This is a genomic window from Streptomyces sp. NPDC006733 (assembly GCF_040636125.1).
Taxonomy (GTDB): domain Bacteria; phylum Actinomycetota; class Actinomycetes; order Streptomycetales; family Streptomycetaceae; genus Actinacidiphila.
The window spans coordinates 1-25,938 of the sequence record NZ_JBEYJD010000061.1; the positions used below are offsets into that span (position 1 = coordinate 1).

A 25,938-nucleotide genomic window follows, 5' to 3' on the forward strand; every position below is an offset into this window, starting at 1 on the left:
CTTCTCGGTCAACGCTTCGATGCTGCGGAAGCCCAAGCTACTGGCGAGCCTGCCGCTCGACCGGGTCCTCCCGGAGACCGACCATCCGTTCGGCGGGCGACTAGTTGTCGTCCTCGTCGATCAGGAACCCGCGCATCGGCGTGGGTGCCTGCTGCAGCGGCTGCGGGCTCTGCGGCCGCACCGGCGCCATCGGCTGGGTCATCGCCGGCGACATCTGCTGCTGACCGCCGTACGTCGGGTTCGGGCCGCTGTGGCCCATGCCCTGGTTGCCGTACGAGGGGTTCTGGCCGTTGTTGTGGCCCATCGCGCCGGCGCCGGCCGAAGCCATGCCACCGCCCATGGATCCACCCATCGTGCCGCCGCCCATGGAGGACGGAGCGGGCAGCGACGGAGCGGCCGGGGAGCGCGGCGGGGCCAGCGAGTCGTCCGCCTGGGTCTCCAGCTGGCGCAGCTGGCTCTCCAGGTAGGACTTCAGGCGGGTCCGGTACTCGCGCTCGAAGCCGCGCAGGTCCTCGACCTTGCGCTCCAGCGTGGCGCGGGCGGACTCCAGGGAGCCCATCGCGACGCGGTGCTTTTCCTGCGCGTCCCGCTCCAGGGCGTCAGCCTTGGCACGGGCGTCCCGCTCCAGGCCCTCGGCGCGGCTGCGTGCCTCGCCGACGATCTTGTTGGCCTCGGAACGGGCCTCCGCGATCGCCTGGTCGGCGGTCTGCTGCGCCAGCGAGAGCACCCGGGCCGCGCTGTCGCCGCCGGGCGACTGCTGCTGCATGGGGTGGCCCTGCTGCTGCATCGGGTGCTGCTGCTGCATGGGGTGCTGCTGCTGCATCGGGTGCTGCTGGCCCATGTTGTTCTGGCCCATCGGACCCTGACCCATGGGGCCCTGGCCCATCGGACCCTGGCCCATGGGGCCGCCCTGGCCCATCGGGCCGGGGCCGTGCTGCTGCTGCTGGGCGCTCGGCCCGGCGGGCAGCTGCAGCGCGCCGGACTGCTGCTGGGGCTGCCCCATCTGCTGGGGCGGACCCATCTGCTGCGGCGGCACGGGCTGCGGTCCGGATATGGCCGCGGGGACCGGACGGTCCTGCGATTCCGGCTTGCGCATGCCCTGCTGCTGGTTCTGGGCGGCGGCTCGGGTGGCCGCGGCCAGTTTGGCGCGCAGGTCCTCGTTTTCTCGCAGGAGCCTGGTCAGCTCTCCCTCGACCTCATCGAGGAAGGCGTCGACCTCGTCCTCGTCATAGCCTTCTCGGAGGCGGACGGTCGTGAACTGCTTGTTCCGCACGTCCTCGGGGGTCAGCGGCATCTCTTCACCTCAACGTGATCGTCGACATATCGGGAGTCCGCATCGTTCATCACAGACTCCCGACAACGCGGAGCAGGATGAGCACGATGATCATCAATACGAAGAAGGACAGGTCGAGCGCCACGCCCCCGAGACGCAGCGGCGGAATGAACCGCCGCAGAAGCTTGAGTGGCGGATCGGTGACGGTGTAGGTGGCCTCCAGGACCACCACCATCGGCTTGCCAGGTTGCCACGAGCGCGCGAACTGGAAGACGTAATCCATCACCAACCGGAAGATCAGCACGATCAGGAAGCACATCAGCACGATGTAGAGCACCTGTAGTGCGTAGCTCATCGCGCTTCCCTCTCCCCTGCTCGCCTTCGGCCTGTTGGCCGGATTTTCTCGGTGGTGGTGCTCAGCTCTGGTTGAAGAACCCGCCCTCGGCGATGCGGGCCTTGTCCTCCGCCGTGACATCGACGTTAGCAGGCGACAGCAGGAACACCTTCTGCGTCACCCGCTCGATGCTGCCGTGCAGGCCGAAGACCAGGCCGGCGGCGAAGTCGACAAGGCGCTTCGCGTCCGTGTCGTCCATCTCCGTCAGATTCATGATCACCGGTGTGCCCTCGCGGAAGTGTTCCCCGATGGTACGGGCTTCGTTGTAGGTACGGGGGTGAAGTGTGGTGATCCGGTACGGCTCACGCTCGGACACGACCTTGGGCATGATCACCGGTGCGTTCTTCTCCATGCTGTGACGTTCGGGTGTGATAGACGCCACTGGGGCGATTCGCGGTTCGCGGGGTGCGGGCGCATGGACGAGTCGTGCCGGTTCGTCCTGTTGTGGCTGGTGCTGGGCGAGCTGATTGTGCTGATTGTGCTGGCTGCGCGGCCTGTGGTTGCGCTCAGGCTCCGGCTCGGGTTCGAACTCGTCGTCGGGATCGAATCCCGGGCCGTCGTACCCGTCGTCCTCCACGAGGCCGAGGTAGACCGCCATCTTGCGCATCGCGCCGGCCATGCTCTGCGTCCTCTCAGCGGGGAAAGACCATATTTATTGCTGTGGTCCGACTTGTTTGGTGACGTTACCGGAGGCCGGGACGGACTCCGAGTACCGCAGTACCGACGCGTACATGTGTCGCTCCCGCCGCCACCGCCTGTTCCAGGTCGGCGCTCATCCCTGCGGAGACCATGGTGGCAGCCGGATGGGTCGCGCGCAGGCCGGATGCGATTTCCGCCAGCCGGTCGAAGGCGGCACGGGGTTGGCCCCGGTAGGCGCCGTCGAGCGGGGCGACGGTCATCAGCCCGTCGAGCCGCAGGCCCGGCGCGGCGGCGATCGCGTCGGCGAGGCCGTCGACGACGTCGGGCGCGACGCCGCCCCTGCTGCCCTGGGTGCCTGACTCCGCGTCAAGGGCGACCTGGACCAGGCACCCCACTTCGCGGCCGAGGGCGGTGGCCGCGGTGGACAGCGCCGTGACCAGCCGGAGCCGGTCGACGGAGTGCACGACATCGGCGTAACCGACCACGGAACGGACTTTATTGGTCTGCAACTGGCCCACGAAGTGCCAGCTCAGCGGCAGATCGGCACACTCGGCCGCCTTCGGGGCGGCGTCCTGGTCGCGGTTCTCCGCGACCTGCCGGACGCCGAGTTCCGAGAGAAGACGCACATCGCTCGCGGGGTAGGTCTTGGTGACCACGACGAGCGTCACGTCCTTGCGGTCGCGTCCCGCCGCGTCGCAGGCGGAGGCGATCCGCTCCTCGACCCGGGCCAGGTTCGCGGCCAGTTCGGCCCTGCGATCCGTCACTGCCTCGCTCACGTTCCTTCATTCGATCCGATGGTACGAACATGGGATATCTCACCCGTAGCCGTATCGAACCGGGCGAGTTGGGCGATACACAGCGAACGGCGCTCATCGCGCCCCCCTCGAAAGGAGGGGCGTGATGCGCGCCGTTCACCGAGGGGCCATAACCGGCCGCTTCACGAACAAGGGGACAAGAAGGTCACTTCACCCAGCGAACTGAGGGAAAGTCACTTCAGGAAATCGGGTACGTCCAGCTCTTCGGCCGCGGAGTCCTGGTAGGGACGGGCCGGCGGCACGTGCGGCGGGGCGACCGGGGTCGGCGGGGCGACCTCGGCGACCGGCTCCGGCTCCTCGGCGCGGACCGGGACACTGCCCAGACCGCTGTAGGAGGTCGGGCGCGGGACCTCGGGCGCTGCGCCCACCCGGGCGGGGGTGGCGGCCGCCGCTCCCGACGGGCCGTCCTCGCGGGCGCCGTACGCGCCGAGCACCTTGTCGCGGCTGCCCTTGGGCGGCGGCTGGCCGCCGTCGAAGCCGGCCGCGATGACGGTGACCCGGACCTCGTCGCCGAGCGCGTCGTCGATGACCGCGCCGAAGATGATGTTGGCCTCGGGGTGGGCGGCCTCGCTCACCAGCTGGGCCGACTCGTTGATCTCGAACAGGCCGAGGTCGGAGCCGCCGGAGATGGAGAGCAGCACCCCGCGGGCGCCGTCGATGGACGCTTCGAGCAGCGGCGAGGAGATGGCCATCTCCGCGGCCGCGACCGCGCGGTCGTCGCCCCGGGCCGAGCCGATGCCCATGAGGGCGGAACCGGCTTCGGACATCACGGACTTCACGTCGGCGAAGTCCAGGTTGATCAGACCCGGGGTGGTGATCAGGTCGGTGATCCCCTGCACGCCCGACAGCAGGACCTGGTCCGCGGACCGGAACGCGTCGAGCACGCTGACCTGGCGGTCCGAGATGGACAGCAGCCGGTCGTTGGGGATGACGATGAGGGTGTCGACGTTGTCGCGGAGACCGGCGATGCCGTCCTCCGCCTGGTTCGCGCGGCGGCGGCCCTCGAAGGTGAACGGCCGGGTGACCACACCGATCGTCAGGGCGCCCAGCGAGCGGGCGATGTTGGCGACCACGGGCGCGCCGCCGGTGCCGGTGCCGCCGCCCTCACCCGCGGTGACGAAGACCATGTCGGCGCCCTTGAGCACCTCTTCGATCTCTTCGCGGTGGTCCTCGGCGGCCTTGCGGCCGACATCGGGGTTCGCGCCGGCGCCGAGGCCCCGGGTGAGTTCGCGGCCGACGTCGAGCTTGACGTCGGCGTCGCTCATCAGGAGGGCCTGCGCATCGGTGTTGATCGCGATGAACTCGACGCCCTTGAGACCGACCTCGATCATCCGGTTGATGGCGTTGACGCCACCGCCGCCGATTCCGACGACCTTGATGACTGCGAGGTAGTTCTGCGGTGCTGCCACGTCGAAGGCCTCTCGCCTCGAGTTACGTATGCCTGTGGGACGGTCGGTACGCTCGCCGGTGCTGCCCCGAACCCTAACGCTGAGGTTTAGGGTTACCAGTATGCCTGTCCCATGCGTTCCTTGGGACAGGACACTAAGTCGACAAGCGGTGTGCGTTCAACGAACACGCCGAACCTCCCGTTTTTCTTTTGACCCTATGTGATCACGGCCCGGTCGGGCGAACCAGGGGGCGAACCGGGATACCCGGCGTCAACTTCCCGATGCGGCAGGGGCGCTGGGAGCGCTTACATCGAATCTGTTCGCGTTTTTCGCCGCCTTCATCAGAGCGGTCAGCACGGCCGCCTTCCGCGCCCCGTCCTCCGCGCTCCCCCACACCACCGTCCGATCACCGGACAGTTCGACGATGACGCTGTCATAGGACCGCATCCGGATGACACGGGCATCCTTGCGGACGGAATCGGGGAGGTCGGCGGAGACTTCGACGGCGGCTTGCAGCATGGCCTTTGTTCCGAAGTGCAGAACGCTCGCGGACTGCTCCGCGGTCAATTCCACCAGAGGAGCACCCGCGGGAGCGGTCGCGACGGTGGCGAAACGTACGCCTTCCGCGTCCACTTCGATGAACTTCCCGCCATTTTTCAGTACGGCGGAAGGCGTTCTCTCGGTCACTTTCAGCCGGATGGTGTGCGGCCAGTCGCGTTCGACGGCCACCTCGGCGATCCGCGGCAGGGCGGCGAGCAGCCGGCGTTCGACGGCCCCGGTGTCGATCGAGGCGAGCGGGCCGTCGAGCGGTACGGCCGCGGCGGCGCGCACCTCCTGCGCGGTGAGCGCCTCGGTGCCGCTGACCGCGACCTTCTCGGTCCGCAGCCAGGACGAGCCGTAGACCAGCCAGCTCCCGCCGGCCGCCACCACGGTGGTCAGGACGAGCAGGAGCAGCAGGGCGCGGCGGACGCGCCTGCGGCGGTCGGGGGTGCGGCGTGCGGGGGCGGTCGGCTCCGCCTTCTCGCCGCGCTCCGCGGTGGTCGGTCCGGCCATGTGTTCGCCCCTTCCTGCGCCCTGGCGGCCCCCGGAGCGTGACCGGGGGCGGCCCCAGGGCGGACCGGCGGCCTCGTCGGCCGGCGGGCCCGCCCGGGGCTCCCTATCCTGCCCGGCGGGCGCTGATCGCCTCGTACACCATGCCGACCAGCAGGTCGTCGGCGTCGGGACGGCCGAACTCGGCGGCGTGGCGGGACATCTCGTACAGCCGGTGCGGGTCGGTGAGGACCGGGAGCACGTTGCCGACGACCCAGTCCGGGGTCACCTCCGCGTCGTCCACCAGCAGCCCGCCGCCGGCCTTGACCAGCGGCTGGGCGTTGAGGCGCTGTTCGCCGTTGCCGATGGGCAGCGGGACGTAGGCGGCCGGCAGGCCGACCGCGGACAGCTCGGCGACCGTCATCGCGCCGGCCCGGCAGAGCATCATGTCGGCGGCCGCGTAGGCGAGATCCATCCGGTCGATGTACGGAACCGGCCGGTAGGGCGGCATTCCGGGCATGTTGTCGGAGACCGGGAGCTCGTTCTTCGGGCCGACGGCGTGCAGGATCTGCACGCCGGACTGCTGCAGCCGCGAGGCGACCGTGGCGATCACCTCGTTGAGCCGGCGCGCGCCCTGCGAACCGCCCGAGACCAGCAGCGTCGGGAGGTTCTGGTCGAGGCCGAAGTGGGCCCGTGCCTCGGCGCGCACGGCGGCGCGGTCGAGGGTGGCGATCGTCCGGCGCAGCGGGATGCCGATGTAGCGGGCGTTGCGCAGCTTGCTGTCCGGGCTGCTGACGGCCACGCCGTGGGCGTAGCGCGAGCCGATCTTGTTGGCGAGGCCGGGACGGGCGTTGGCCTCGTGGACGACGATCGGCACGCCGAGGCGCTTGGCGGCGAGGTAGCCGGGGAGCGCGACGTAGCCGCCGAACCCGACGACCACATCGGCCTTGGTGCGTTCCAGGATCTGCTCCGCGGCCTTGATGGTGCCGCGCAGCCGTCCGGGGACGGTGATCAGTTCGGGCGTGGGGCGTCGTGGCAGCGGAACGGCCGGGATGAGCGCCAGTTCGTAGCCGCGCTCCGGGACGAGCCTGGTCTCCAGGCCCTTCTCCGTTCCGAGCGCTGTGATTCCTACGGTCGGATCCTGCCTGCGCAGGGCATCGGCGAGCGCGAGCGCAGGCTCGATGTGGCCGGCGGTCCCCCCGCCGGCGAGTACGACATGCACCGAAATTCACCGCTTCCCGGACGGCCGTCCTTTGACGAACCGTCTCATCGTCCGTGACATCACACCGGGACCGCGCACGGCAAGTGCCGCTCGCGCCCCGGGCTCACTCCTCGCGAAGGAGATGAGCAACCCGATCGCGAACATCGTCGGCAGGAGGGCCGAACCTCCGTAGGAGAACAGCGGAAGCGGGACTCCGGCGATCGGCAGCAGGCCGAGCACCGCACCAATGTTGATCACGGCCTGGGCCGTGATCCAGGTTGTCACGCCACCCGCTGCGAACCTGACGAAGGGGTCCTCCGTACGACCGGCCACGCGGATACCCGCATAGCCTAGGGCCGCGAAGAGGGCGAGAACCGACAGCGTCCCCGCGAGACCCAGTTCCTCCCCGGTGACGGCGAAGATGAAGTCGGTGTGCGGCTCGGGCAGTTCGCCCCACTTTTCCATACTCGCGCCCAGTCCGGAACCGAACCAGCCGCCCGAAGCGAGCGCGTAGATGCCGTGCACGGCCTGCCAGCACTGGTCGTTGGCGCCCGGATCGCTCGCCGCGATGCAACCGAGCCGTGACATCCGGTTGGGGCTGGTCTTGATGGCCAGGAAGGCGAGGAAGGCGGCGCCGGAGAGCACCCCCACGAAGAGCCGGGTGGGAGCGCCGGCCAGCCACAGCAGGCCGAAGAGGATCGCGGTGAGGATGATCGCGGTGCCCATGTCGCCGCCGAGCATGATCAGGCCGAGCACCATGAATGCCACCGGCACCAGGGGCACCAGCAGGTGCTTCCACTGGATCAGCAGGTTCCGGTCGCTCTTGCGGGCCAGCAGGTCCGCGCCCCACAGGACGAGCGCGAGCTTGCCGAATTCGCTGGGCTGCAGCTGGAAAGGGCCGCCGAGGGAGATCCAGTTGGTGTTGCCGTTGACCGTCTCCCCTATTCCGGGCACCTGGACCAGGCACATCAGGAAGACGGCGCCGAGCAGCAGCGGATACGCCAGGGCGCGGTGCAGCTTGACGGGCATCCGGGCGGCGGAGATCAGCAGCACGGTGCCGATGGCGGCGGCGAGCAGCTGCTTGCGGAAGTAGAACGTGGACGGGTAGCCGTAGCGCAGCGCCTGGATCATCGACGCGGAGTAGACCATCACCAGCCCGAGGACGGTGATGAGCAGGCTTCCACCGAGGATCAGGTAATAGGCGGTCAGCGGCCGGTCCCAGGCCGCCTGGAGGCGGTCGTGGAGCCTGCGCGGGCCCGCCAGGGGTCCCGACCGCCGTGCCGTAACGTCTCTGCGCGGCGGAACGGGCCTGGCGGGGCCCGCCGCGACGCGTTTGGCGGGCAGCACGCGGGCGGCCCCTTCGCGGGAACGGCGTTCGACGCCGCGAGCGGCGGAACGGTCTGCCGTCATGCGTCCCCTCCAGTGGTGCGGCGCCCGGGGGTCGGTGACCGGGTGCGGTCGTCAGCGGCGCGGGGACGCCCGGCTAGTTGTCGTGTCCCGCGCCCTCGGGTGTCAGGGCCCGTACGGCCCCGGCGAACGCCTCGCCGCGTTCGCCGTAGTTGGTGAACATGTCCATGGAGGCGCAGGCCGGTGCCAGCAGGACCGTGTCACCGGGCCGGGAGAGCGTCCTCGCCGCCTCCACCGCCGCGGCCATCGCCCCAGTGTCGGTCCGGTCCAGGTCGGTGACCGGGACCTCGGGGGCGTGTCGCGCGAGTGCTTCGCGGATCAGCGCGCGGTCGGCGCCGATCAGCACCGCCCCCCGCAGCCGCGGGGCGGACCGCTGGACCAGCTCGTCGAAGGTGGCGCCCTTGGCGAGGCCGCCGGCGATCCAGACGATGGACTCGTAGGCGGCCAGCGACGCCTCGGCGGCGTGGGTGTTGGTGGCCTTGGAGTCGTCCACGTAGGCGACCTCGTCGACGGTCTCCACCAGCGCGATGCGGTGGGCGTCGGGCCGGAAGGCGCGCAGCCCGTCGCGGACGGCGGCCGGCTCCACGCCGAAGGCGCGGGCCAGCGCGGCCGCGGCCAGCGCGTTGGCGATGTTGTGCGGGGCGGGCGGGTGGATGTCGGAGACCTCCGCCAGCTCCTGGGCGTTCTTCTGCCGCCCGGCGACGAACGCGCGGTCGAGCAGGATGCCGTCCACGACGCCGAACTGGGACGGGGCCGGGCTGCCGAGGGTGAAGCCGATCGCGCGGGCGCCCTCCTCGACGTCCGCCTCGCGGACCAGCGCCTCGGTCGCCGGGTCCGCGGTGTTGTAGACGCAGGCGACCTGGTTGCCCTCGTAGATCCGGCCCTTGTCGGCGGCGTACGCCGCCATGGAGCCGTGCCAGTCCAGGTGGTCGGGCGCGAGGTTGAGCACCACCGCGGAGTGCGGCCGGACGCTGGGCGCCCAGTGCAGCTGGTAGCTGGAGAGCTCGACGGCCAGCACGTCGTACTCCTGCTCGCCGAGCACGGCGTCCAGCACCGAGACGCCGATGTTGCCGACGGCGGCGGTCCGCAGGCCCGCGGCCGTGAGGATGGAGGCGAGCATCTGGACGGTGGTGGTCTTGCCGTTGGTGCCGGTGACCGCCAGCCACGGTGCCGCCTTCTCGCCCCGCAGCCGCCAGGCCAGCTCCACATCGCCCCACACCTCGACCCCGGCCGCCTCGGCGGCCGCGAAGAGCGGGCTGGTGGGCTTCCAGCCCGGGGCGGTGACGACGAGTCCGGTGCCCTCGGGGAGGGTGTCGCCGTCGCCGAGGCGCACGGTGACGCCCAGCTCCCGCAGGCTCTCGGCCTCGGCCCGCGCCTTGTCGCCGTCGCCGCTGTTCACCACGGTGACGACGGCGCCGAGCGCGTGCAGCGCCCGGGCGGCCGGGACGCCGGAGACGCCCAGGCCGGCGACGGTGACGCGCACTCCGGCCAGTTCGGTGGCCGGCGGGGGCGGCGCTGTCACGAGGCGGCCACCCAGCCGGCGTAGAACAGCCCCAGACCGATGGCCATGCACATGCCCTGGATGATCCAGAACCGGACCACGACCAGGACCTCGCTCCAGCCCTTCAGTTCGAAGTGGTGCTGGAGTGGCGCCATCCGGAAGACCCGCTTGCCGGTGAGCCGGAAGGAGCCGACCTGGATGACGACGGAGAGCGTGATGAGGACGAACAGGCCGCCCAGGATCGCCAGCAGCATCTCGGTGCGCGAGCAGATCGCCAGGCCGGCCAGGGCCCCGCCCAGCGCCAGCGAGCCGGTGTCGCCCATGAAGATCTTGGCCGGTGAGGTGTTCCACCACAGGAAGCCGAAGCACGCGCCCATCAGGGCCGCGGCCACGACCGCCAGGTCGAGCGGGTCCCTGACCTCGTAACAGGCGCCGTTGGCGCTGAGCGGCGCCCCGCACCACTGGCCGTACTGCCAGACGCCGATGACGGTGTAGGCGGCGAAGACCATCACGGACGCGCCGGTGGCCAGGCCGTCGAGGCCGTCGGTGAGGTTCACGCCGTTGGACATCGCCAGGATCATGAACAGCGCCCAGATGACGAAGATCACCGGGCCGATGGTCCACCCGAAGTCCTGGGTGAACGACAGCTTGGTGGAGGCCGGCGTCTGGCCGCGCGAGTCCGAGAAGTTCAGCGCCAGGACCGCGAACGCGATGCCGACGATGAGCTGGCCGCCCAGCTTCGCCTTGGCCCGCAGGCCCAGGCTCCGCTGCTTGACGATCTTGATGTAGTCGTCCAGGAAGCCGACCAGGCCGAGGCCCGCGGTCAGGAAGAGCACCAGCAGGCCGGACATGGTCGGCCGCTCGCTGGTGATGACCTTGGTCGCGGCGTACGCGACCAGGGTCGCCAGGATGAACGAGATGCCGCCCATCGTGGGGGTGCCGCGCTTGCTGTGGTGCGCCTTGGGGCCGTCGTCACGGATCATCTGCCCGTAACCCTTGCGGGCCAGCAGGCGGATCAGCAGCGGGGTGCCGATCAGCGACAGGAAGAGACCGAGCACACCGGATACGAGAATCTGCTTCATCGCGCGGCGACCTCGCCTTCGGTGCCGTCGAGCAGCGCCAGTGCCACGCGCTCCAGACCGACCGACCTAGATGCCTTCACCAGCACGACGTCCCCCGGGCGCAACTCGCTGCGCAGCAGGTCGATCGCCGTCTCCGCGTCGGACACGTGCACCGACTCCTCACCCCACGAACCCTCGTTCTTGGCGCCCATATCCAACCAGGCGGCTTCCGAGCCGCCCACGGCCACGAGCTTGCTGACGTTGAGCCGGACGACCAGTCGCCCGACCGCGTCGTGCTCGGTGAGGGACTCCTCACCGAGTTCGGCCATCTCGCCGAGCACCGCCCACGTACGGCGCCCGCGCCCCATGGCGGCGAGCGCGCGCAGAGCGGCTCTCATGGAGTCGGGGTTCGCGTTGTAGGCGTCGTTGACGACCGTCACGCCGTCGGGCCGCTCGGTGACCTCCATGCGCCAGTGCGACAGGGTTCCCGCGGCGGAGAGCGCGGTGGCGATCTCCTCGACGGGCATGCCCAGTTCACCGGCGACGGCGGCCGCGGCGAGCGCGTTCGACACGTGGTGCTCACCGTACAGGCGCAAGGTCACTTCGGCGCACCCGGTGGGTGTGCGGAGTGTGAAGAGCGCCTGACCTCGCTCGTTGAGCCGGACATTCTCCCCGCGGACGTCGGCGTCCGGCCCCTCGCCGAAGAGCACGACGCGGGCCGTGGTGCGCGACGCCATCGCGCGCACCAGGGGGTCGTCGGCGTTGAGCACCGCCACCCCGCCCTCCATCGCGGAGGGCAGCGACTCGACGAGTTCGCCCTTCGCGATGGCGGTGCGGTCGCGGCCGCCGAACTCGCCGATGTGCGCGGCCCCGACGTTCAGGACGGCGCCGATCCTCGGCGGCGTCAGCTCCGTCAGGTACCGGATGTGGCCGATGCCGCGGGCGCCCATCTCCAGCACCAGGTGCCGGGTGGACTCGTCGGCGCGCAGCGCGGTGAGCGGCAGCCCGATCTCGTTGTTCAGCGAGCCGGGCGTCCAGACCGTCGGAGCGTGCCGTTCCAGCAGCTGGGCCATCAGGTCCTTGGTGCTGGTCTTGCCGGCGGAACCGGTGAGGGCGACGGTGGTCGCGCCGAGCCGCGCGATGACGGTCCTGGCGAGCGCGCCGAGCGCGGCCACCACGTCGTCGACGACGATCGCGGGCACCCCGACGGGGCGGGAGGCGAGGACCGCCACCGCTCCGTCCTTCACGGCACCCGCCGCGTAGTCGTGGCCGTCCACGCGCTCGCCGGCGAAGGCGGCGAACAGCGCGCCGGGCACCACCTCGCGGGAGTCGATGACCACGGGGCCCGTCACACGCGTCCCTGGTTCCGGTATGTCGTGCATGCTCCCGCCGACCGCGTCAGCGACCTCGGCGAGGGTGAGTGGGATCACAGCTGTTCCTGGTCCTTCTCGATGGCGGCGCGCAGTACTTCCCGGTCGTCGAAGGGGCGTACCACTCCGGCGATGTCCTGGCCCTGTTCGTGGCCCTTGCCCGCGACCAGCACGATGTCGCCGGGCTCGGCCCGGGCTACCGCGATGGCGATGGCGGCGGCCCGGTCGGGCTCTACGATGACGTGTCCGCGCTCATGGGCGGGTACTTCGGCTGCTCCGTTCAGCATCGCGGCGAGGATCGCGAGCGGGTCCTCGGAGCGCGGGTTGTCGGACGTCAGCACGGCGGTGTCCGCGAGCCGTGCGCAGGCGGCGCCCATCGGGCCGCGCTTGAGCTGGTCGCGGTCGCCGCCGCAGCCGAGCACCGCGTGGATGCGGCCCTCGGTGGTCTTGCGCAGGGCGCGCAGCACGGACTCGACGGCGTCGGTCTTGTGGGCGTAGTCGACCACCGCGAGGTACGGCTGGCCGGCGTCGACGCCCTCCAGCCGGCCGGGGACCCCGGGGACGGCGGCGACGCCGTCCGCCGCGGTCTGCGGGTCCACGCCGGCGATGACCAGCGCGGTGATCGCGGCGAGGGTGTTGGCGACGTTGAACGGCCCGGGCAGCGGGGCGGCGGCGCGCGCCGTCTCGCCCTTGGGCCCGGTGACGGTGAAGGTGCTGCCCAGCGGGCCCGTCTCGACGTCCGTGGCGCGCCAGTCGGCGTCCAGGTCCCCCTCGGCGGAGAACGTGGTGACGGGGACCCCGGCCTCGGCGACGAGCCGGCGGCCGTACGCGTCGTCCAGGTTGACGACGGCGACCCGGCTGCGCTGCGGCGTGAACAGCCGCGCCTTCGCCTGGAAGTAGTCCTCCATGTCCGAGTGGAATTCCATGTGCTCGGGGCTGAGGTTGTTGAAGACCGCCACGTCGAAGACGGCGCCGTCGACCCGGCCGAGCACCAGCGCGTGGCTGGAGACCTCCATGACGACCGAGCGGACGCCGCGTTCGTGCATCACCCCGAAGAGCGCCTGGAGGTCGGTGGCCTCGGGCGTGGTGCGCTCGCTCTTGATCCGCTCGTCGCCGATCCGCGACTCGACGGTGCCGATGAGGCCGGTGGCCTTGCCGTGGACGGCCCGCAGCCCGCCCTCGATCAGGTAGGCCGTGGTGGTCTTGCCCGACGTTCCGGTGATGCCGATCTGCAGCAGGGACTCGCCCGGCTCGTCGTAGATCCAGGCGGCCAGCGCGCCCATCCGGGAGCGCGGGTCCTCCACGGTCAGCACGGGCAGGCCGGTGGCCGCCGCCCGTTCGGCACCGGCCGGGTCGGTGAGGATGGCGACGGCGCCCAGGTCCGCGGCCTGGGCGGCGAAGTCGGCGCCGTGGAAGCGGGCGCCCGGAAGCGCCGCGTAGACGTCTCCGGGGCGTACCGCCCGGGAGTCGTGGGTGATGCCGGTGGCGGGGGCACCGTCCGCCGGTGGTTCCGCGCCCAGCCGCGCGGCCAGCTCCGCCGGCGCTTTGGGTCGGACTGCGGACGGGCGGGGCGCGCCCGGCTGTTTGTGAGGGGACTGATCAGCTTTCGGCACGGCGGTGAGGTTACCGGGCCCGCCCCGCTCGGAGCCAAAAGACCCCCGGCCCCGGCCGGGTCGGTCCGCGTCGGATGTGATCGTTGTCACCTCTTCGTTGGGTCGAACTCGACGGGCAGGTGCGGCGCCTGTGTGCCGGAGGGCGCGGCCTGCAGGGATTTGAGGGCGAATTCCATGACCTGCTTGAAGACCGGGCCGCAGATCTGCCCGCCGAAGTAGCTGCCGCTGGTCGGGTTCTGGATCACGCAGGAGACGGTGACCCGCGGGTCGTCGGCGGGTGCGAAACCCAGGAACGAGGCGGTGTAGCCCTGGTAGCGGCCGGTGGCCGGGTCCACCCGGTTGGCCGTGCCGGTCTTGCCCGCGACCCGGTAGCCGGCGATGCGCGCCTTGTTCCCGGTGCCCTGCTCGTCGCCGACGACGGACTCGAGCATGGTCGCCAGCGTCTTCGCGGTCTTCTCGCTGACCACCCGGGACTCCTTGGGCGCCTCGGCCGGCACGAAGCGGCCGTCGGGGCCGGTGATGCCGCGGATCAGGCTGGGCTGCACGCGGACCCCGCCGTTGGCGACCGTCGAGTAGACGGAGGTGGCCTGCAGGGCGTTGACCGACAGGCCCTGGCCGAACGGGATCGTGTACTGCTGCGACGCGTTCCACTTCTGCGGCTTGGCCAGGATCCCGCGGGTCTCGCCGGGGAAGCCGAGCCCGGTGGGGTCGCCGATCCCGAACTTCTTCAGGTACGCGTACAGCACCGCGTTCGCCTGCGCCTGGGTCGTGCCGAGCTGGCCGGTCGCCAGGATCGTGCCGATGTTGCTGGACTTGGCGAGCACCCCGTTGAGGGTCAGCGACCAGGTGCCGTGGTCCACGTCGTCGTGGAAGACGCGGTCGGCGCGCGGCAGCGTGCCGGGGACCGTGACGTGGGTCTGCGGGGTCGCGACGCCCTGGTCGAGGACGGCGGCCATCGACATCAGCTTGCTGACGCTGCCGGGCTCGTAGGCGTCCTGGAGGGCCGCGTTGCCCAGGGAGTTCCGGCCGGCGTGCGCCAGGTCGTTCGGGTCGTAGCCGGGGGCGTTGGCCATCGCGAGGATCTCGCCGGTGCGGGTGTCCTGGACGATGACGTAGCCGCGGTCCGCCTTGGACTTCTGCACCTGCGCGGTGATGGCGCTCTGCGCCGCCCACTGGATGTCGCGGTCGATCGTCAGCTGGACGTCGGAGCCGGGCACGGCGGGGTGCTCCTGGATCCCGGCGGTCGGGACCTGGCGGCCGTTGGACTGGGCGTAGCGGATCCGGCCGGCCTCGCCCGCCAGCTCCTGGTTGAGCATCGCCTCCAGACCGCCGCCGCCGGTGCCCTCGCCGTTGACGAAGCCGATCACGCCGGCGGCGAGGTCGCCGCCGGGGTAGACCCGCTTGGTGTGCGGGTCGCTGAAGACGCCAGCCAGGACGTCGCCGGTGCCGCCCTTCGTCTTGGCGGCCTTGGCGCTCAGCGCCCGCTTGAGGTCCTTGATCTGGTTCCAGACCTGCGGGGACTGCTGCCGGGCGATGACCTGGTAGCGGGACTTCGGGGTGGCGAGCTTCTTGGCGATGGTCCGCGCGTCGCCGCCGACGATCGGCGCGAGGAGTTCGGCGGCCTGCGCGGGCGCGTCCGGGGTCTTCGTCTGGGCGGGGGTGAACAGGAACGGGTCCGCGGTGATGTCGTACGCGTCGACGGTCGTCGCCAGGTCGGTGCCCGAGCGGTCGGTGATGGTCCCCCGGTCGGCGGCGACGGTGTGCGTGACCCACCGGTTGACGTCCGCCTTGGCCGCGTACGCGGGCGCGTCGACGGCCTGCACCTGCAGCAGCCGGACGACGAAGGCGAGCATCACCAGCGTCAGCGCGACGCTGACGAGCCGCAGCCGGGGCTTGGCCTGGCCCAGCCGCAGCGGGGCCGACGGGCGCGGCGGGCGCAGCGGGCGCCGGGCGGCGGGCCCGCGGTTGCCGCCCGGGGCGGGGCGGCCGGGCCGCCCGGCGCCCGGCGACCGCTGGGCGCCCTGACCCGCCGCTCCCGGCGCCGCGGTCCGCCGGGGCCCGGCGGGACCGGGCAGCCGGCCGCGCTGCGGGCGCCTCGGCTCACTCATGCGCACCGTCCCCCGGAGCGGCGCGCAGGGTGCGAGGACTGGTCACGGGGTCACCTGCCGGTGGTCGGGGAGGTCGGGGAGGTGCCGGAGGTCCGCGCGGAGGCGGCGCCGGACGGCTTCGCGGCGGGAGCCGCGCTCGTCGTCGCGGCGGCCGGCTCGTGGGTCCTGCCGGCGGAGGACGGGGACGGCGCGGACTCGGCCTCGGTGGGGTCGCCGCGCACGGTGCCGTCGGGGTTCAGGAAGGCGGGGTTGCCGCCGGGGACCATGCCCAGCTCGCGGGCGCGCCGGTCGAGCGCGTCGGGCGCCTTGTACCGGTCCACGTCCTGCTGGAGCGCCTGCTCCTCGTCGGTGTACGTGGTGGTGTCCTTCTGCAGCCGGTTCAGCTCGAAGGAGTCCTGGTTGACGGCCCCGTTCAGCAGGAGCAGCGAGATCAGGCCGCCGGCCAGCAGGGCCACCACCAGCAGGACGAAGGGCGCGCGGGCCGCCGTGGCCGACCGGGCCGGTGTCACAGCGCCTCCTCGCGGATCCGTTCGGCGCCGCGCAGCCGGGCCGGGGCGGCGCGCTTGTTCTCCGCGATCTCCTCCTCGGTCGGCAGTTCCGCGCCGCGGGTGAGCAGCTTCAGCCGGGGCTGGTACTGCTCCGGCACCACGGGCAGGCCGGGCGGGGCGGTGTTGGCGGCGCCCGCCGCGAACGCCTGCTTGACGATGCGGTCCTCCAGCGACTGGTACGACAGCACGGCGATCCGGCCGCCGACCGCCAGCGCGCCCAGCGCCGCGGGGATCGCGTTCTCGACGGCGGCGAGCTCGGCGTTGACCTCGATGCGCAGCGCCTGGAAGGTGCGCTTGGCGGGGTTGCCGCCGGTGCGCTTGGCGGCCTGCGGGAGCACCTCGCGGATCAGGTCGACCAGCCGCGCGCTGTTGGTGAACGGCTCCTTCACGCGCTGCTTGACGACCGCGTCCACGATCTTGCGGGCGAACTTCTCCTCGCCGTAGGTGCGCAGGATCCGCACCAGGTCGCCCGGCGGGTAGGTGTTGAGGACCTCGGCGGCGCTGATGCCGGTCGTCTGGTCCATCCGCATGTCCAGCGGGGCGTCCTGCGCGTACGCGAAGCCGCGGTCCGCCTCGTCGAGCTGCATCGACGAGACGCCGAGGTCGAACAGCACGCCCTGGACCCTGGGGATGCCGAGCCGGTCGAGGACGTCCGCCACCTCGTCGTAGACGGCGTGCACGAGCGTGGCCCGGTCGCCGAACGGCGCCAGGCGCTCGGCGGAGAGCTTGAGGGCGGCGGGGTCGCGGTCGATGCCGACCAGCCGGGCCGAGGGGAACGTCGTCAGCAGCGCCTCGCTGTGGCCGCCCAGCCCCAGCGTCGCGTCCACCACCACGGCGCCCGGTTCGGCCAGCGCGGGGGCCAGCAGGTCCAGGCAGCGGCGCAGCATCACGGGCACGTGCTTGGCGGGCGCGGGGCCGGAGCCGGAGGCCGCGGTGGCGGCGGGCTCGGTGACGGCGGGGTCCGCGGGGGCGCCATGCGGCTCGGACTGCGGGGCGGGGACGGCGCTCATGGGGCCCTTCTCGGTTCTTCGGCTGCTTCGACTTCTTCGACATATGGCCTGGTCCCCGCCCGCTCGGAAGGAAGTGGTCCTCTGGCGCCGGGGAAGTGGAGCCAGTGGAGCCGGGGAGCGGGAGGAGGCCGAGCCATACGTACACCGGGGTGACGCTGCGAGTGGGGGCCGGGGTCACAGTAATCCGGTCGGAACCTCCTCCGACAGGGCCGAAAAGGTGTCTTCCTGGGCCGCCAGGTAGCGGTCCCAGGCCGTGGCGGACCACACCTCGACCCGGGTGTTGGCGCCGATCACCGCACAGTCCCGGTCCAGCCCCGCGTACTCCCGCAGCGGCTGCGGGACGTGGATCCGGCCCTGCTTGTCGGGCACCTCGTCGGTGGCCCCGGCGAACAGCACCCGCATGTAGTCCCTCGCGGGCTTGGACGTCAGGGGCGCCCGGCGCAGTTCCTCCGTCACGGCCTGGAATCCGCGCAGCGGCCACACGTACAGGCAGCGCTCCTGGCCCTTGGTGATCACCAGCCCCGGGGCGAGCTGCTCCCGGAACTTCGCGGGCAGGACCAGGCGGCTCTTGTCGTCGAGTCGCGGCGCGTACGTTCCGAGGAACACGACACCTCCCGCACAGGACCCCATTTCGCGCCACTTTACTCCACTGCGCCCCACCGTCAACGCAATCGACGGCCCCCGCGCGCCGGTCGGCCGAAGGGTGGACAACGCCTGTGGGTTAGCTCACACCGCGGCCGATTGACCGGCTTTTTCCCGGCCCCACAGCAGGTGGGACCGGCCCGCGCCCTTTAACGTCGTTCCCATGTCGATATCCGCAGCGCAGCCATCCGGAGCCGGCGCCGAGCCCGCCTCCGCACCCGACTCCGTCATCGACCGCCTGGTGAGCGCCAACCAGCGCTACGCGGCAGCCTTCAGCGATCCCGGGATGGACGCCCGGCCGGTGCTGGGCGTTGCCGTCGTCGCGTGCATGGACGCCCGCATCGACCTGCACGCGGCGCTGGGCCTCAACCTCGGCGACTGCCACACGATCCGCAACGCCGGCGGGGTGGTCACCGACGACACCATCCGTTCCCTGACCATCAGCCAGCGGGCACTCGGCACCCGCTCGGTGATCCTCATCCACCACACCAGTTGCGGCATGCAGAGCATCACGGAGGACTTCAGGAACGAACTGGAGCACGAGGTCGGCCAGCGCCCGACCTGGGCCGTCGAGGCCTTCACCGACATCGACCAGGACGTTCGCCAGTCGATGATGCGGGTGCGTACGTCCCCCTTCCTGGCCCATAAGGACGATGTACGCGGGTTTGTCTTCGACGTGCACACCGGTCTGCTGCGGGAAATCACAGCCCAGTAACGGCAGGCGAGTGACGCGGGGCGCCGTTCGAGGGAACAATGCATCGTGCGGCACCCCCTCACCCGCCCGGGCGTGTGGTGCACCGCATTCGGGGAGGAGCCGGTCCGTGGTTGGCCGCGCCCCTATGAACAGGCCGAGGAGAACCGGGTGACGACCTATGACGCGCGAGCAAGCCTCAGCGATCTGACCACGACGGCGGAGCGGGTGCGCCGGTCCGTGGAGAACGTGATCGAGGGCAAGCCCGAGGTCGTACGGCTCTCGCTGACCGTGATGCTGGCAGAGGGGCACCTCCTCATCGAGGACGTGCCGGGGGTCGGGAAGACGATGCTGGCCAAGGCGCTCGCGCGGTCCATCGACTGCTCGGTGCGGCGGATCCAGTTCACGCCGGACCTGCTGCCCTCCGACATCACCGGAGTGAGCGTGTTCGACCAGCAGCGGCGGGACTTCGAGTTCAAGCCGGGGGCGATCTTCGCGCAGATCGTGGTGGGCGACGAGATCAACCGGGCCTCGCCGAAGACGCAGTCGGCGCTGCTGGAGTCGATGGAGGAGCGCCAGGTCACCGTCGACGGCACCACGTACGAGCTGCCCAACCCCTTCATGGTCATCGCCACCCAGAACCCGGTGGAGATGGAGGGCACCTATCCGCTGCCCGAGGCGCAGCGCGACCGCTTCATGGCCCGGGTGTCGATCGGCTACCCGAGCCCGGAGGCCGAGCTGCAGATGCTCGACGTGCACGGCGGCACGCCGCCGCTGGACGACCTGCAGCCGGTCGCGCACGCCCACGAGATCGTGAAGCTGATCGAGGCGGTGCGGACGGTGCACGTCTCGGACCCCGTGCGGCGCTATGCCGTGGCCCTGGTCGGCGCCACCCGGCACCACGCGGACCTGCGGCTCGGCGCCTCGCCGCGCGCCACCCTGCACCTGGTGCGGGCGGCGCGCGCCTCGGCGGCGCTGGACGGCCGCGACTTCGTCCTGCCGGACGACGTGCAGGCGCTCGCCCCCGCGGTCCTGGCGCACCGGCTGCTGCCGACCGCGCAGGCGCAGCTGAACCGGCGGACGCCCGAGCAGGTGGTGGCGGAGATCCTGCAGCGCACGCCCGTGCCGGACCCGTCCGCCGCCGCGTCCGCCCAGCCGTGGCGGCAGGCCCCGAGCACCCAGCCGCCCGGCGTCCGGGGCTTGTGATGTCCGCCGACCCGCAGGCCGCGGGCGGTTTCCGTACGGCGCTGTCGGGGCTGACCACGCGCGGACGGTCCTTCTTCGCGGCAGGGGTCGCGGCGGCCGTCTGCGCGTACGTGCTGGGCCAGCCCGACCTGCTGCGGGTCGGGCTGCTGCTGGCGGTGCTGCCGCTGGTCTGCGTCGCGGTGCTGTACCGCACCCGCTACCGGGTGGCGGGCAGCCGGCGGCTCGCGCCGTCCCGGGTGCCCGCGATGTCCGAGGCGCGGGTGCACCTGCGCGTCGACAACGTCTCGCGCATCCCCACCGGGCTGCTGATGCTGCAGGACCGGGTGCCGTACGTGCTCGGGCCGCGGCCGCGCTTCGTGCTGGACCGGGTGGAGCCGGGCGGCCACCGCGAGGTGTCCTACCGGGTCCGCTCCGACCTGCGCGGGCGCTACCCGCTGGGGCCGCTGCAGCTGCGGCTGACGGACCCCTTCGGCATGTGCGAGCTGACCCGTTCGTTCAGCGCCTACGACACCCTGACCGTGGTGCCCCGGGTCGAGCCGCTGCCCGCGGTCCGGCTCGCGGGCGAGGCTTCCGGGTACGGCGACAGCCGCACCCGCTCGCTGTCGCTGGCCGGTGAGGACGACGCGATCCCGCGCGGCTACCGGCACGGCGACGACCTGCGGCGGGTGCACTGGCGCTCCACCGCGAAGTACGGCGAGCTGATGGTGCGGCGCGAGGAGCAGCCGCACAAGGCCCGCTGCACCGTGCTGGTGGACACCCGGCGGCTCGCCTTCTACGGCGCGGGGCCCGACTCCGCCTTCGAGTGGGCGGTCTCGGGAGCCGCATCGGTCTCGACGCACATGCTGGAGCGCGGCTACTCGGTGCGGCTGCTGACCGACACCGGCAGCAGCGTCCCGGGGCCCGAGGGCGGTTTCGGAGGCGACTCCTCCGACACCGCCGGAGTGCTGCTGGACACGCTCGCGGTCGTCGAGCACTCGGACGGCGGCGGCTTCTCCCGCGCCCATGACGTACTGCGGGTCGGCAGCGAGGGGCTGCTGGTGGCCTTCCTCGGCGACCTGGACGAGGAGCAGGCGACGATCGTCGGGCGGATGCGCCGGCGGGCGGGCGGGGCGGTCGCGTTCGTCCTGGACAGCTCCGCCTGGGCGTCGCGCGACGCGGCGGACCCGTACCCCGACGTGGCGGCGGCCGGCTCGAGCGTCCCCGACGCTCCGGCGGCCGGTCCCGGCGAGGACGACGACGCGTCCGGCTCCTCCCCCGACACCGGGGTGCGGCGGGCCGTGCGCATGCTGCGCGAGGCCGGCTGGACGGTGCTGCCGGTGCCGCCGGGCGAGGGCCTGCCCACGCTGTGGCAGCTCGCGGACCGGTACCGCACGCGCGAAGAGGCGGGGGCGGGCTCATGAGCGGACGCGCACGGCTGACGGTCTGCGCCGCGGCGGCGTCGATCATGGCGGCGTGCTCCCTGCTGCCGCTGGCCACCCCGACCGGCTGGATCCTGCAGGCGGCGTTCCTGGTCACGCTCCAGGCCTGCGTCGGCGCGCTGGCCCGGCGGGTGCCGCTGGCCCGGCCGCTGACGATCCTGGCGCAGGCCCTGGTGAGCCTGCTGATACTGACCATGATGTTCGTCTCGAAGCAGGCCGTGGGCGGCATCCTGCCCGGCCCCAGGGCCTTCGTGGCGCTCGGCGACCGGCTCGCCGACGGCCTGCGGGACGTCAGCCAGTTCGCCATCCCCGCCCCGGTGACCCCGGGCATCCGGCTGCTGCTGGTCGCCGGCGTGCTGGTGATCGCGCTGGCCGTCGACGCGCTGGCGGTGACGTACGGCAGCGCGGCCCCGGCCGGGCTGCCGCTGCTGGCGCTGTACTCCGTCGCCTCCGGTCTCGCGGGCAGCGGCAGCCGCTGGCTGTGGTTCCTGATCGCGGCCGCCGGCTACCTGCTGCTGCTCCTCGCCGAGGGCCGGGACCGGCTGTCGCGCTGGGGCCGGGTCTTCGGCGGCGGTCCCCCGTCCACCGGCTGGGCGGGCACGTCCTCCACCCGGTCCGAGGGGACGGTGGTGGCGCCGGTCCGCACCGGCCGCCGGATCGGGGCGATGGCCCTGGGCATCGCGCTGATCGCCCCGGCCGTGCTGCCCTCGCTGGGCAGCGGGCTGCTCGACCCCTCGGGCGACGGGTCCGGCCCCGGCTTCGGCGGCGGCAGCACCTCGTCGGTCAACCCGGTGGTGGCGCTGCAGGACAACCTCAACCAGCCGGTCAACCGCGAGGTCCTGTCGTACCGCACGAACGCGCCCAGCACCTCGGACATGTACCTGCGGATCGTCGCCCTCGACAAGTTCGACGGCACGCAGTGGCGCTCCTCGGAGCGCCCGGTGACCGAGATCCCCGAGGTGTTCCCGCCGCCGGCCGGGCTCGGCCCCGACGTCAAGGCGAGCGAGATCGTCTCCTCGGTCGCGGCCGACGGGAACTACGCGCAGAGCTGGCTGCCGCTGCCCTACCCCGCCGAGAAGCTGACGGTCGACGGCCGCTGGCGGTTCGACAAGGAGGGGCGCACGGTCGTCGGCGACCGCAAGCAGACGACCAAGGGCGTGAAGTACAAGGTCACCAGCCTGCTGGTGCAGCCGACGGCGACCCAGCTGGCCACGGCCCCCGAACCGGCCGCCACGTTCAAGCAGGAGTACACCCAGGTCCCCGAGTCCCTGCCGGACGTGGTGGGCAGGACGGCGCTGGAGGTGACGCGCGGCGCGGCGAACCCGTACGAGCAGGCGGTCGACCTGCAGAAGTACTTCCACTCCGGGGACTTCCGGTACAGCACGCAGGTCCGGTCGGGCACCGGGGTCGACGCGATCGCCAACTTCCTCCGCGACAAGCAGGGGTTCTGCGTCCACTTCGCCTTCAGCATGGCGGCGATGGCCCGCACGCTGCACATCCCGGCCCGCGTCGCGGTGGGCTTCGCGCCCGGCAACGGGCCCAAGTCCGACGGCAGCGTGTCGGTGGGGATCCAGGACGCGCACGCCTGGCCCGAGCTGTACTTCGAGGGCGTCGGCTGGACCCGCTTCGAGCCCACGCCGTCCCGCGGCACCGCCCCCGGCTACACGGCGGACCAGCTGCCGAACCCCGGCGGCGGCCCCGCCGTGCCGGAGCCCAGCAGGTCCGCCGTGCCGAGCGCCGGATCGTCGGCCTCGGCGAGCTGCTCGGTCAAGGACCAGGCGATGGGCGACTGCACGCCGCTCGGCCAGGACACCGGCAGCGGACCGACCGGCGGCGGGATCAGCGTCGGCCGGCTGGTGGGCATCGCCCTGCTGGCGGTGCTGGTGCTCGGGGTGCCGCTGGTGCCGCTGCTGTGGCGGCGCCGGGAGCGGTCCCGGCGGCTGGGCGGCGGCCACGGCCTGGCGGAGGGCGCCAGGACGCTCGCGGCCTGGCGGGAGCTGGTCGACACCGCGTGGGACTACGGCATCCTGCCCGACGACTCCGAGACCCCGCGCCGGGCGACCGCCCGGCTGGTGCGGGAGGGTGAGCTCGACGAGGCGGCGGCGCGGGCGGCGGGCCAGGTCGCCGCGGCCGTGGAGCAGGTGCTGTACTCGCCCCGGCCGCGGCCGGTGGCCGGGCTGGCGGCGGATGTGCGCCAGGTGCGCGACGGGCTGCACCGGTCGGCCGGGCGGCGCGCGCGGCTGCGGGCCGTTCTGCTGCCGCGTTCGGCCGCCCGGGTGATCTGGCGGCTGTCGGAGCAGTGGTCGGTGGCGACGCGGCGCTGGTCGGCGGCCGTCAGCCGGGTCACCGACGCGGTCCGCCGGCCCTCGCGGCAGGCGTCGTAGGCACGGTGGCAGTCGCGGGTCCGGGAGGCGTCCCGGACCCGGTGGCATGACGAGGGGCGCGGAACCAGTCCGGTTCCGCGCCCCTCGTCATGCATCGGAGAACTGTTGAGGCCGGGTGCGAACGCTCCGCCGGGCGCCCGCTAGCTTTCCTGCCCGTCCCTGCGGCGCTGCCAGCGTTCCTCGATCCGGTCCATGACCTTGCCCCTGCGACGGGGCTGGCCGCGGCCTGCTGCTGCGGCGGGCTGCTGCTCACCGGGTTTGCCGGCCTTCCGCCAGCCCGTGACCGCGAGAACGGCACAGGCGAGCATGACGAGGAATCCGACCACACTGATCCAGGGCTGCTGCTTGATCATTCCAGCCATCAGCAGCGCGATACCCACCAAGAAGCCCGCTACCGCTTGGTAGACGCGCCGCCGGGTATAGGTGCGCAGCCCGCTTCCCTCAAGCGCCGACGCGAACTTGGGATCTTCGGCGTACAGCGCTCGCTCCATCTGCTCGAGCATGCGCTGCTCGTGCTCCGAGAGCGGCACGGCGTCCTCCTACTCGTCGGTCGCGGGGGCGACCGGTCCGACCCTTATTCAAGGATAGGCAGGGATTCGCCCCCGTGAAACCCGCCCCACTACGCCAATCCGACGGGGGCTTCATTCCCCGTCCGCCGTTACGTCATGCCAGCATACGGTCCTGAGGGGCCGACCGGGCGGCCTGTGACCGACTACTCCCCGGCACCTGGGCGGACGGGGCCGGGTCAGCCGCGGTCGGCGAGCACGTGCAACTGGGTGGCGATCGAGTGGAACGCGGGCTGCTCCGCCGCCGCCAGCTCCAGCTTGAGCAGCGCTTCCAGGGCTCCGGGCTCGGTGTCCACCAGCACGCCGGGGACCAGGTCGGCGAAGACCCGGACGCCGTGCACCGCGCCGACCCGCAGGCCCGCGTCGGAGACCAGGCGGGTGAGCTGCTCGGCGGTGAAGCGGCGCGGGAGCGAGTCCCCGTCGCCCCAGCGGCCGTCGGGGTCCCCTATGGCGTGCTGCGCCTCGGCGAAGTGGCCGGCGATGGCCCGCGCCAGGACGGCGCCGCCGCGGCCGGCGGCGAGCAGGCTCAGCGTCCCGGCCGGACGGAGCGCGCCGACGGCGTTGCCGACGCCTTCCGCCGGGTCGTCGACGTACTCCAGGACGCCGTGGCACAGCACGACGTCATGGCTGCCGGGCTCGACGACGTCGAGCAGGCCGTGGGTGTCGCCCTGGACGCCGCGGACCCGGTCGGTCACCCCGGCCTCGGCGGCCCGGCGCTCCAGCGCGAAGAGCGCGTCCGGGCTCGGGTCCACGACGGTGACCCGGTGGCCGAGGCGCGCCACGGGCACCGCGAAGTTCCCGGTGCCGCCCCCGGTGTCGAGCACGTCGAGCGGCTCGCCGGCGTCGCGCCCCGCGGCCTTGGCCTGTCGCTCCAGCGCCTCGCGCAGGACCTCCCAGACCACAGCGGTTCGCAGGGACGCTCGGGGGCGGATCGGATCCACCACTCCTTCACGGGACATGGCGGGCGACTCCTCGCGGACGACTGGCGTGAACGACTTGAACGGGCGCCTCCACTCTATCCGTGAGGGGGCCGGTCCATCCGTGAGGTGGCCGACCGCCGGTCAGTTGGCCTTCTGCTGGGGCAGGGCCGGGGGGAGGTCGGTCCGCAGTTCCGCGGGGAGGGTGGGCTGGAGGACCAGCATGCGTTCCACCAGGCGCAGGAACATCGCGGCGGCGCGCAGCAGATCGTCCGCGTCCCGCCATGTGGCGGCGCCCTCGATGCCGGCTTCGGCGCGCGCCCGGCGGCGGGCGCCGTACGCGAACATGGCGCTCCACTCGCTGAGCTCCGGGGCGACTTCGGGCAGCACCTCCCAGGCGCTGCGTATCCGTTGCCGGCGTCTGCCGCCGGTCTCCGGGCCGCCCCGCACCGCCAGCACGGCGGCGGCGGTCCGCAGCGCGGCGAGGTGGGCGGTGGCGTAACGCTCGTTGGGGGTTTCCAGGACGGCCGCCTCGTCGAGTCCGAGGTGGGCCTGGGTGAGCAGGTCGAGCGCGGCGGGCGGAGCCGCCGCACGGCGCAGCACGGGATGGATGTCGCTTACGTGAGCAGCCATGACGAGCCTCCTGTCTTCGTACGACCCATAGTGGGGCACACCACTGACAATCGGTCCTGACCTGCGGAAATGCCGTTAGCACAGGTGTTCGCACACCCCCGCGGCGGGGTGCCTTCGCCATGCG

Annotated in this window: 23 protein-coding genes; 4 read left to right on the plus strand and 19 right to left on the minus strand. The window is 72.3% G+C overall.

Annotated elements, in window-relative coordinates; translation table 11 throughout:
* Window positions 1-100: 100 nt before the first annotated feature.
* The 16 genes from ABZ721_RS35935 to mraZ form a co-directional block, all read right to left on the minus strand.
* Window positions 101-1,294, minus strand: coding sequence for a DivIVA domain-containing protein (locus ABZ721_RS35935; protein WP_358792996.1), 1,194 nt, complete (start codon window positions 1,292-1,294; stop codon window positions 101-103).
* Window positions 1,295-1,343: 49 nt separating this feature from the next.
* A complete protein-coding gene (locus ABZ721_RS35940; RefSeq protein WP_138356950.1) occupies window positions 1,344-1,628 on the minus strand; it encodes a YggT family protein in 285 nt (94 codons plus the stop codon).
* Window positions 1,629-1,689: 61 nt separating this feature from the next.
* The gene (sepF, locus tag ABZ721_RS35945; protein WP_277437755.1) at window positions 1,690-2,286 is read right to left on the minus strand and encodes a cell division protein SepF; all 597 of its coding nucleotides are present in this window, start codon (window positions 2,284-2,286) and stop codon (window positions 1,690-1,692) included.
* 64 nt (window positions 2,287-2,350) lie between these two features.
* On the minus strand, window positions 2,351-3,070 hold the full coding sequence (locus tag ABZ721_RS35950) for a YggS family pyridoxal phosphate-dependent enzyme (protein WP_358793027.1): 720 nt from the start codon (window positions 3,068-3,070) through the stop codon (window positions 2,351-2,353).
* Window positions 3,071-3,294: 224 nt separating this feature from the next.
* Window positions 3,295-4,530 carry a cell division protein FtsZ gene (gene ftsZ / locus ABZ721_RS35955; protein ID WP_358792997.1) on the minus strand — a complete coding sequence of 412 codons (1,236 nt, stop codon included), beginning with the start codon at window positions 4,528-4,530 and terminating at the stop codon, window positions 3,295-3,297.
* Between the two features lie 249 nt (window positions 4,531-4,779).
* Window positions 4,780-5,562, minus strand: a complete 783-nt coding sequence (locus tag ABZ721_RS35960) for an FtsQ-type POTRA domain-containing protein (protein WP_358792998.1) — start codon at window positions 5,560-5,562, stop codon at window positions 4,780-4,782.
* 103 nt (window positions 5,563-5,665) lie between these two features.
* Window positions 5,666-6,760: an undecaprenyldiphospho-muramoylpentapeptide beta-N-acetylglucosaminyltransferase gene (murG, locus tag ABZ721_RS35965; protein ID WP_358792999.1), complete on the minus strand. Its 1,095-nt coding sequence runs from the start codon at window positions 6,758-6,760 to the stop codon at window positions 5,666-5,668.
* 6 nt (window positions 6,761-6,766) lie between these two features.
* Complete coding sequence (ftsW, locus tag ABZ721_RS35970) at window positions 6,767-8,149, minus strand: putative lipid II flippase FtsW (RefSeq protein ID WP_358793000.1); 1,383 nt, start codon at window positions 8,147-8,149, stop codon at window positions 6,767-6,769.
* 73 nt (window positions 8,150-8,222) lie between these two features.
* Complete coding sequence (gene murD / locus ABZ721_RS35975; protein ID WP_358793001.1) at window positions 8,223-9,668, minus strand: UDP-N-acetylmuramoyl-L-alanine--D-glutamate ligase; 1,446 nt, start codon at window positions 9,666-9,668, stop codon at window positions 8,223-8,225.
* On the minus strand, window positions 9,665-10,729 hold the full coding sequence (gene mraY, locus ABZ721_RS35980; protein WP_138356957.1) for a phospho-N-acetylmuramoyl-pentapeptide-transferase: 1,065 nt from the start codon (window positions 10,727-10,729) through the stop codon (window positions 9,665-9,667). Before mraY ends, murD begins: the two co-directional genes overlap by 4 nt.
* On the minus strand, window positions 10,726-12,138 hold the full coding sequence (gene murF, locus ABZ721_RS35985) for a UDP-N-acetylmuramoyl-tripeptide--D-alanyl-D-alanine ligase (protein ID WP_358793002.1): 1,413 nt from the start codon (window positions 12,136-12,138) through the stop codon (window positions 10,726-10,728). Before murF ends, mraY begins: the two co-directional genes overlap by 4 nt.
* A complete protein-coding gene (locus tag ABZ721_RS35990; protein ID WP_358793003.1) occupies window positions 12,135-13,691 on the minus strand; it encodes a UDP-N-acetylmuramoyl-L-alanyl-D-glutamate--2,6-diaminopimelate ligase in 1,557 nt (518 codons plus the stop codon). The genes murF and ABZ721_RS35990 overlap by 4 nt, the downstream gene beginning before the upstream one ends.
* A gap of 86 nt (window positions 13,692-13,777) precedes the next feature.
* Complete coding sequence (locus ABZ721_RS35995; protein ID WP_358793004.1) at window positions 13,778-15,799, minus strand: penicillin-binding protein 2; 2,022 nt, start codon at window positions 15,797-15,799, stop codon at window positions 13,778-13,780.
* 50 nt (window positions 15,800-15,849) lie between these two features.
* Window positions 15,850-16,308 (minus strand): hypothetical protein, encoded by a 459-nt coding sequence (locus ABZ721_RS36000; protein ID WP_358793005.1) that lies wholly within the window; start codon window positions 16,306-16,308, stop codon window positions 15,850-15,852.
* Window positions 16,305-17,234: a 16S rRNA (cytosine(1402)-N(4))-methyltransferase RsmH gene (gene rsmH / locus ABZ721_RS36005; RefSeq protein WP_358793028.1), complete on the minus strand. Its 930-nt coding sequence runs from the start codon at window positions 17,232-17,234 to the stop codon at window positions 16,305-16,307. The genes ABZ721_RS36000 and rsmH overlap by 4 nt, the downstream gene beginning before the upstream one ends.
* Window positions 17,235-17,531: 297 nt before the next feature.
* The gene (gene mraZ / locus ABZ721_RS36010) at window positions 17,532-17,963 is read right to left on the minus strand and encodes a division/cell wall cluster transcriptional repressor MraZ (RefSeq protein WP_269272744.1); all 432 of its coding nucleotides are present in this window, start codon (window positions 17,961-17,963) and stop codon (window positions 17,532-17,534) included.
* 199 nt (window positions 17,964-18,162) lie between these two features.
* Between mraZ and ABZ721_RS36015 the strand changes: the two genes are divergently transcribed.
* From ABZ721_RS36015 to ABZ721_RS36030, 4 genes are all read left to right on the plus strand, one after another.
* The gene (locus ABZ721_RS36015; protein WP_358793006.1) at window positions 18,163-18,714 is read left to right on the plus strand and encodes a carbonic anhydrase; all 552 of its coding nucleotides are present in this window, start codon (window positions 18,163-18,165) and stop codon (window positions 18,712-18,714) included.
* 147 nt (window positions 18,715-18,861) lie between these two features.
* A complete protein-coding gene (locus ABZ721_RS36020) occupies window positions 18,862-19,896 on the plus strand; it encodes a MoxR family ATPase (protein WP_358793007.1) in 1,035 nt (344 codons plus the stop codon).
* A complete protein-coding gene (locus tag ABZ721_RS36025; RefSeq protein ID WP_358793008.1) occupies window positions 19,896-21,296 on the plus strand; it encodes a DUF58 domain-containing protein in 1,401 nt (466 codons plus the stop codon). Before ABZ721_RS36020 ends, ABZ721_RS36025 begins: the two co-directional genes overlap by 1 nt.
* On the plus strand, window positions 21,293-23,698 hold the full coding sequence (locus ABZ721_RS36030) for a DUF3488 and transglutaminase-like domain-containing protein (RefSeq protein ID WP_358793009.1): 2,406 nt from the start codon (window positions 21,293-21,295) through the stop codon (window positions 23,696-23,698). Before ABZ721_RS36025 ends, ABZ721_RS36030 begins: the two co-directional genes overlap by 4 nt.
* Window positions 23,699-23,838: 140 nt before the next feature.
* Here the strand turns inward: ABZ721_RS36030 and ABZ721_RS36035 are convergent, their stop codons facing one another.
* The 3 genes from ABZ721_RS36035 to ABZ721_RS36045 all read right to left on the minus strand — a co-directional run bounded on the left by ABZ721_RS36035 (window position 23,839) and on the right by ABZ721_RS36045 (window position 25,814).
* On the minus strand, window positions 23,839-24,228 hold the full coding sequence (locus ABZ721_RS36035; protein WP_269272749.1) for a DUF3040 domain-containing protein: 390 nt from the start codon (window positions 24,226-24,228) through the stop codon (window positions 23,839-23,841).
* A 215-nt stretch (window positions 24,229-24,443) separates the two neighbouring features.
* Window positions 24,444-25,208, minus strand: coding sequence for a methyltransferase (locus ABZ721_RS36040; protein ID WP_358793029.1), 765 nt, complete (start codon window positions 25,206-25,208; stop codon window positions 24,444-24,446).
* 117 nt (window positions 25,209-25,325) lie between these two features.
* Entirely contained in the window at window positions 25,326-25,814 is a 489-nt protein-coding gene (locus ABZ721_RS36045; RefSeq protein ID WP_358793010.1) for an SAV_6107 family HEPN domain-containing protein, read from the minus strand.
* Window positions 25,815-25,938: the final 124 nt, after the last annotated feature.

Bases quoted from the DNA above. Each gene is read 5' to 3' on its own strand.
- ftsW (WP_358793000.1), bottom strand. From the start codon at position 8,149: ATGACGGCAGACCGTTCCGCCGCTCGCGGCGTCGAACGCCGTTCCCGC.
- mraY (WP_138356957.1), bottom strand. From the start codon at position 10,729: ATGAAGCAGATTCTCGTATCCGGTGTGCTCGGTCTCTTCCTGTCGCTG.
- ABZ721_RS35960 (WP_358792998.1), bottom strand. From the start codon at position 5,562: ATGGCCGGACCGACCACCGCGGAGCGCGGCGAGAAGGCGGAGCCGACC.
- ABZ721_RS36025 (WP_358793008.1), top strand. From the start codon at position 19,896: ATGTCCGCCGACCCGCAGGCCGCGGGCGGTTTCCGTACGGCGCTGTCG.
- ABZ721_RS36030 (WP_358793009.1), top strand. From the start codon at position 21,293: ATGAGCGGACGCGCACGGCTGACGGTCTGCGCCGCGGCGGCGTCGATC.
- ABZ721_RS35940 (WP_138356950.1), bottom strand. From the start codon at position 1,628: ATGAGCTACGCACTACAGGTGCTCTACATCGTGCTGATGTGCTTCCTG.
- ABZ721_RS35995 (WP_358793004.1), bottom strand. From the start codon at position 15,799: ATGAGTGAGCCGAGGCGCCCGCAGCGCGGCCGGCTGCCCGGTCCCGCC.
- sepF (WP_277437755.1), bottom strand. From the start codon at position 2,286: ATGGCCGGCGCGATGCGCAAGATGGCGGTCTACCTCGGCCTCGTGGAG.
- ABZ721_RS36015 (WP_358793006.1), top strand. From the start codon at position 18,163: ATGTCGATATCCGCAGCGCAGCCATCCGGAGCCGGCGCCGAGCCCGCC.
- ABZ721_RS36045 (WP_358793010.1), bottom strand. From the start codon at position 25,814: ATGGCTGCTCACGTAAGCGACATCCATCCCGTGCTGCGCCGTGCGGCG.
- rsmH (WP_358793028.1), bottom strand. From the start codon at position 17,234: ATGCTGCGCCGCTGCCTGGACCTGCTGGCCCCCGCGCTGGCCGAACCG.
- ABZ721_RS35935 (WP_358792996.1), bottom strand. From the start codon at position 1,294: ATGCCGCTGACCCCCGAGGACGTGCGGAACAAGCAGTTCACGACCGTC.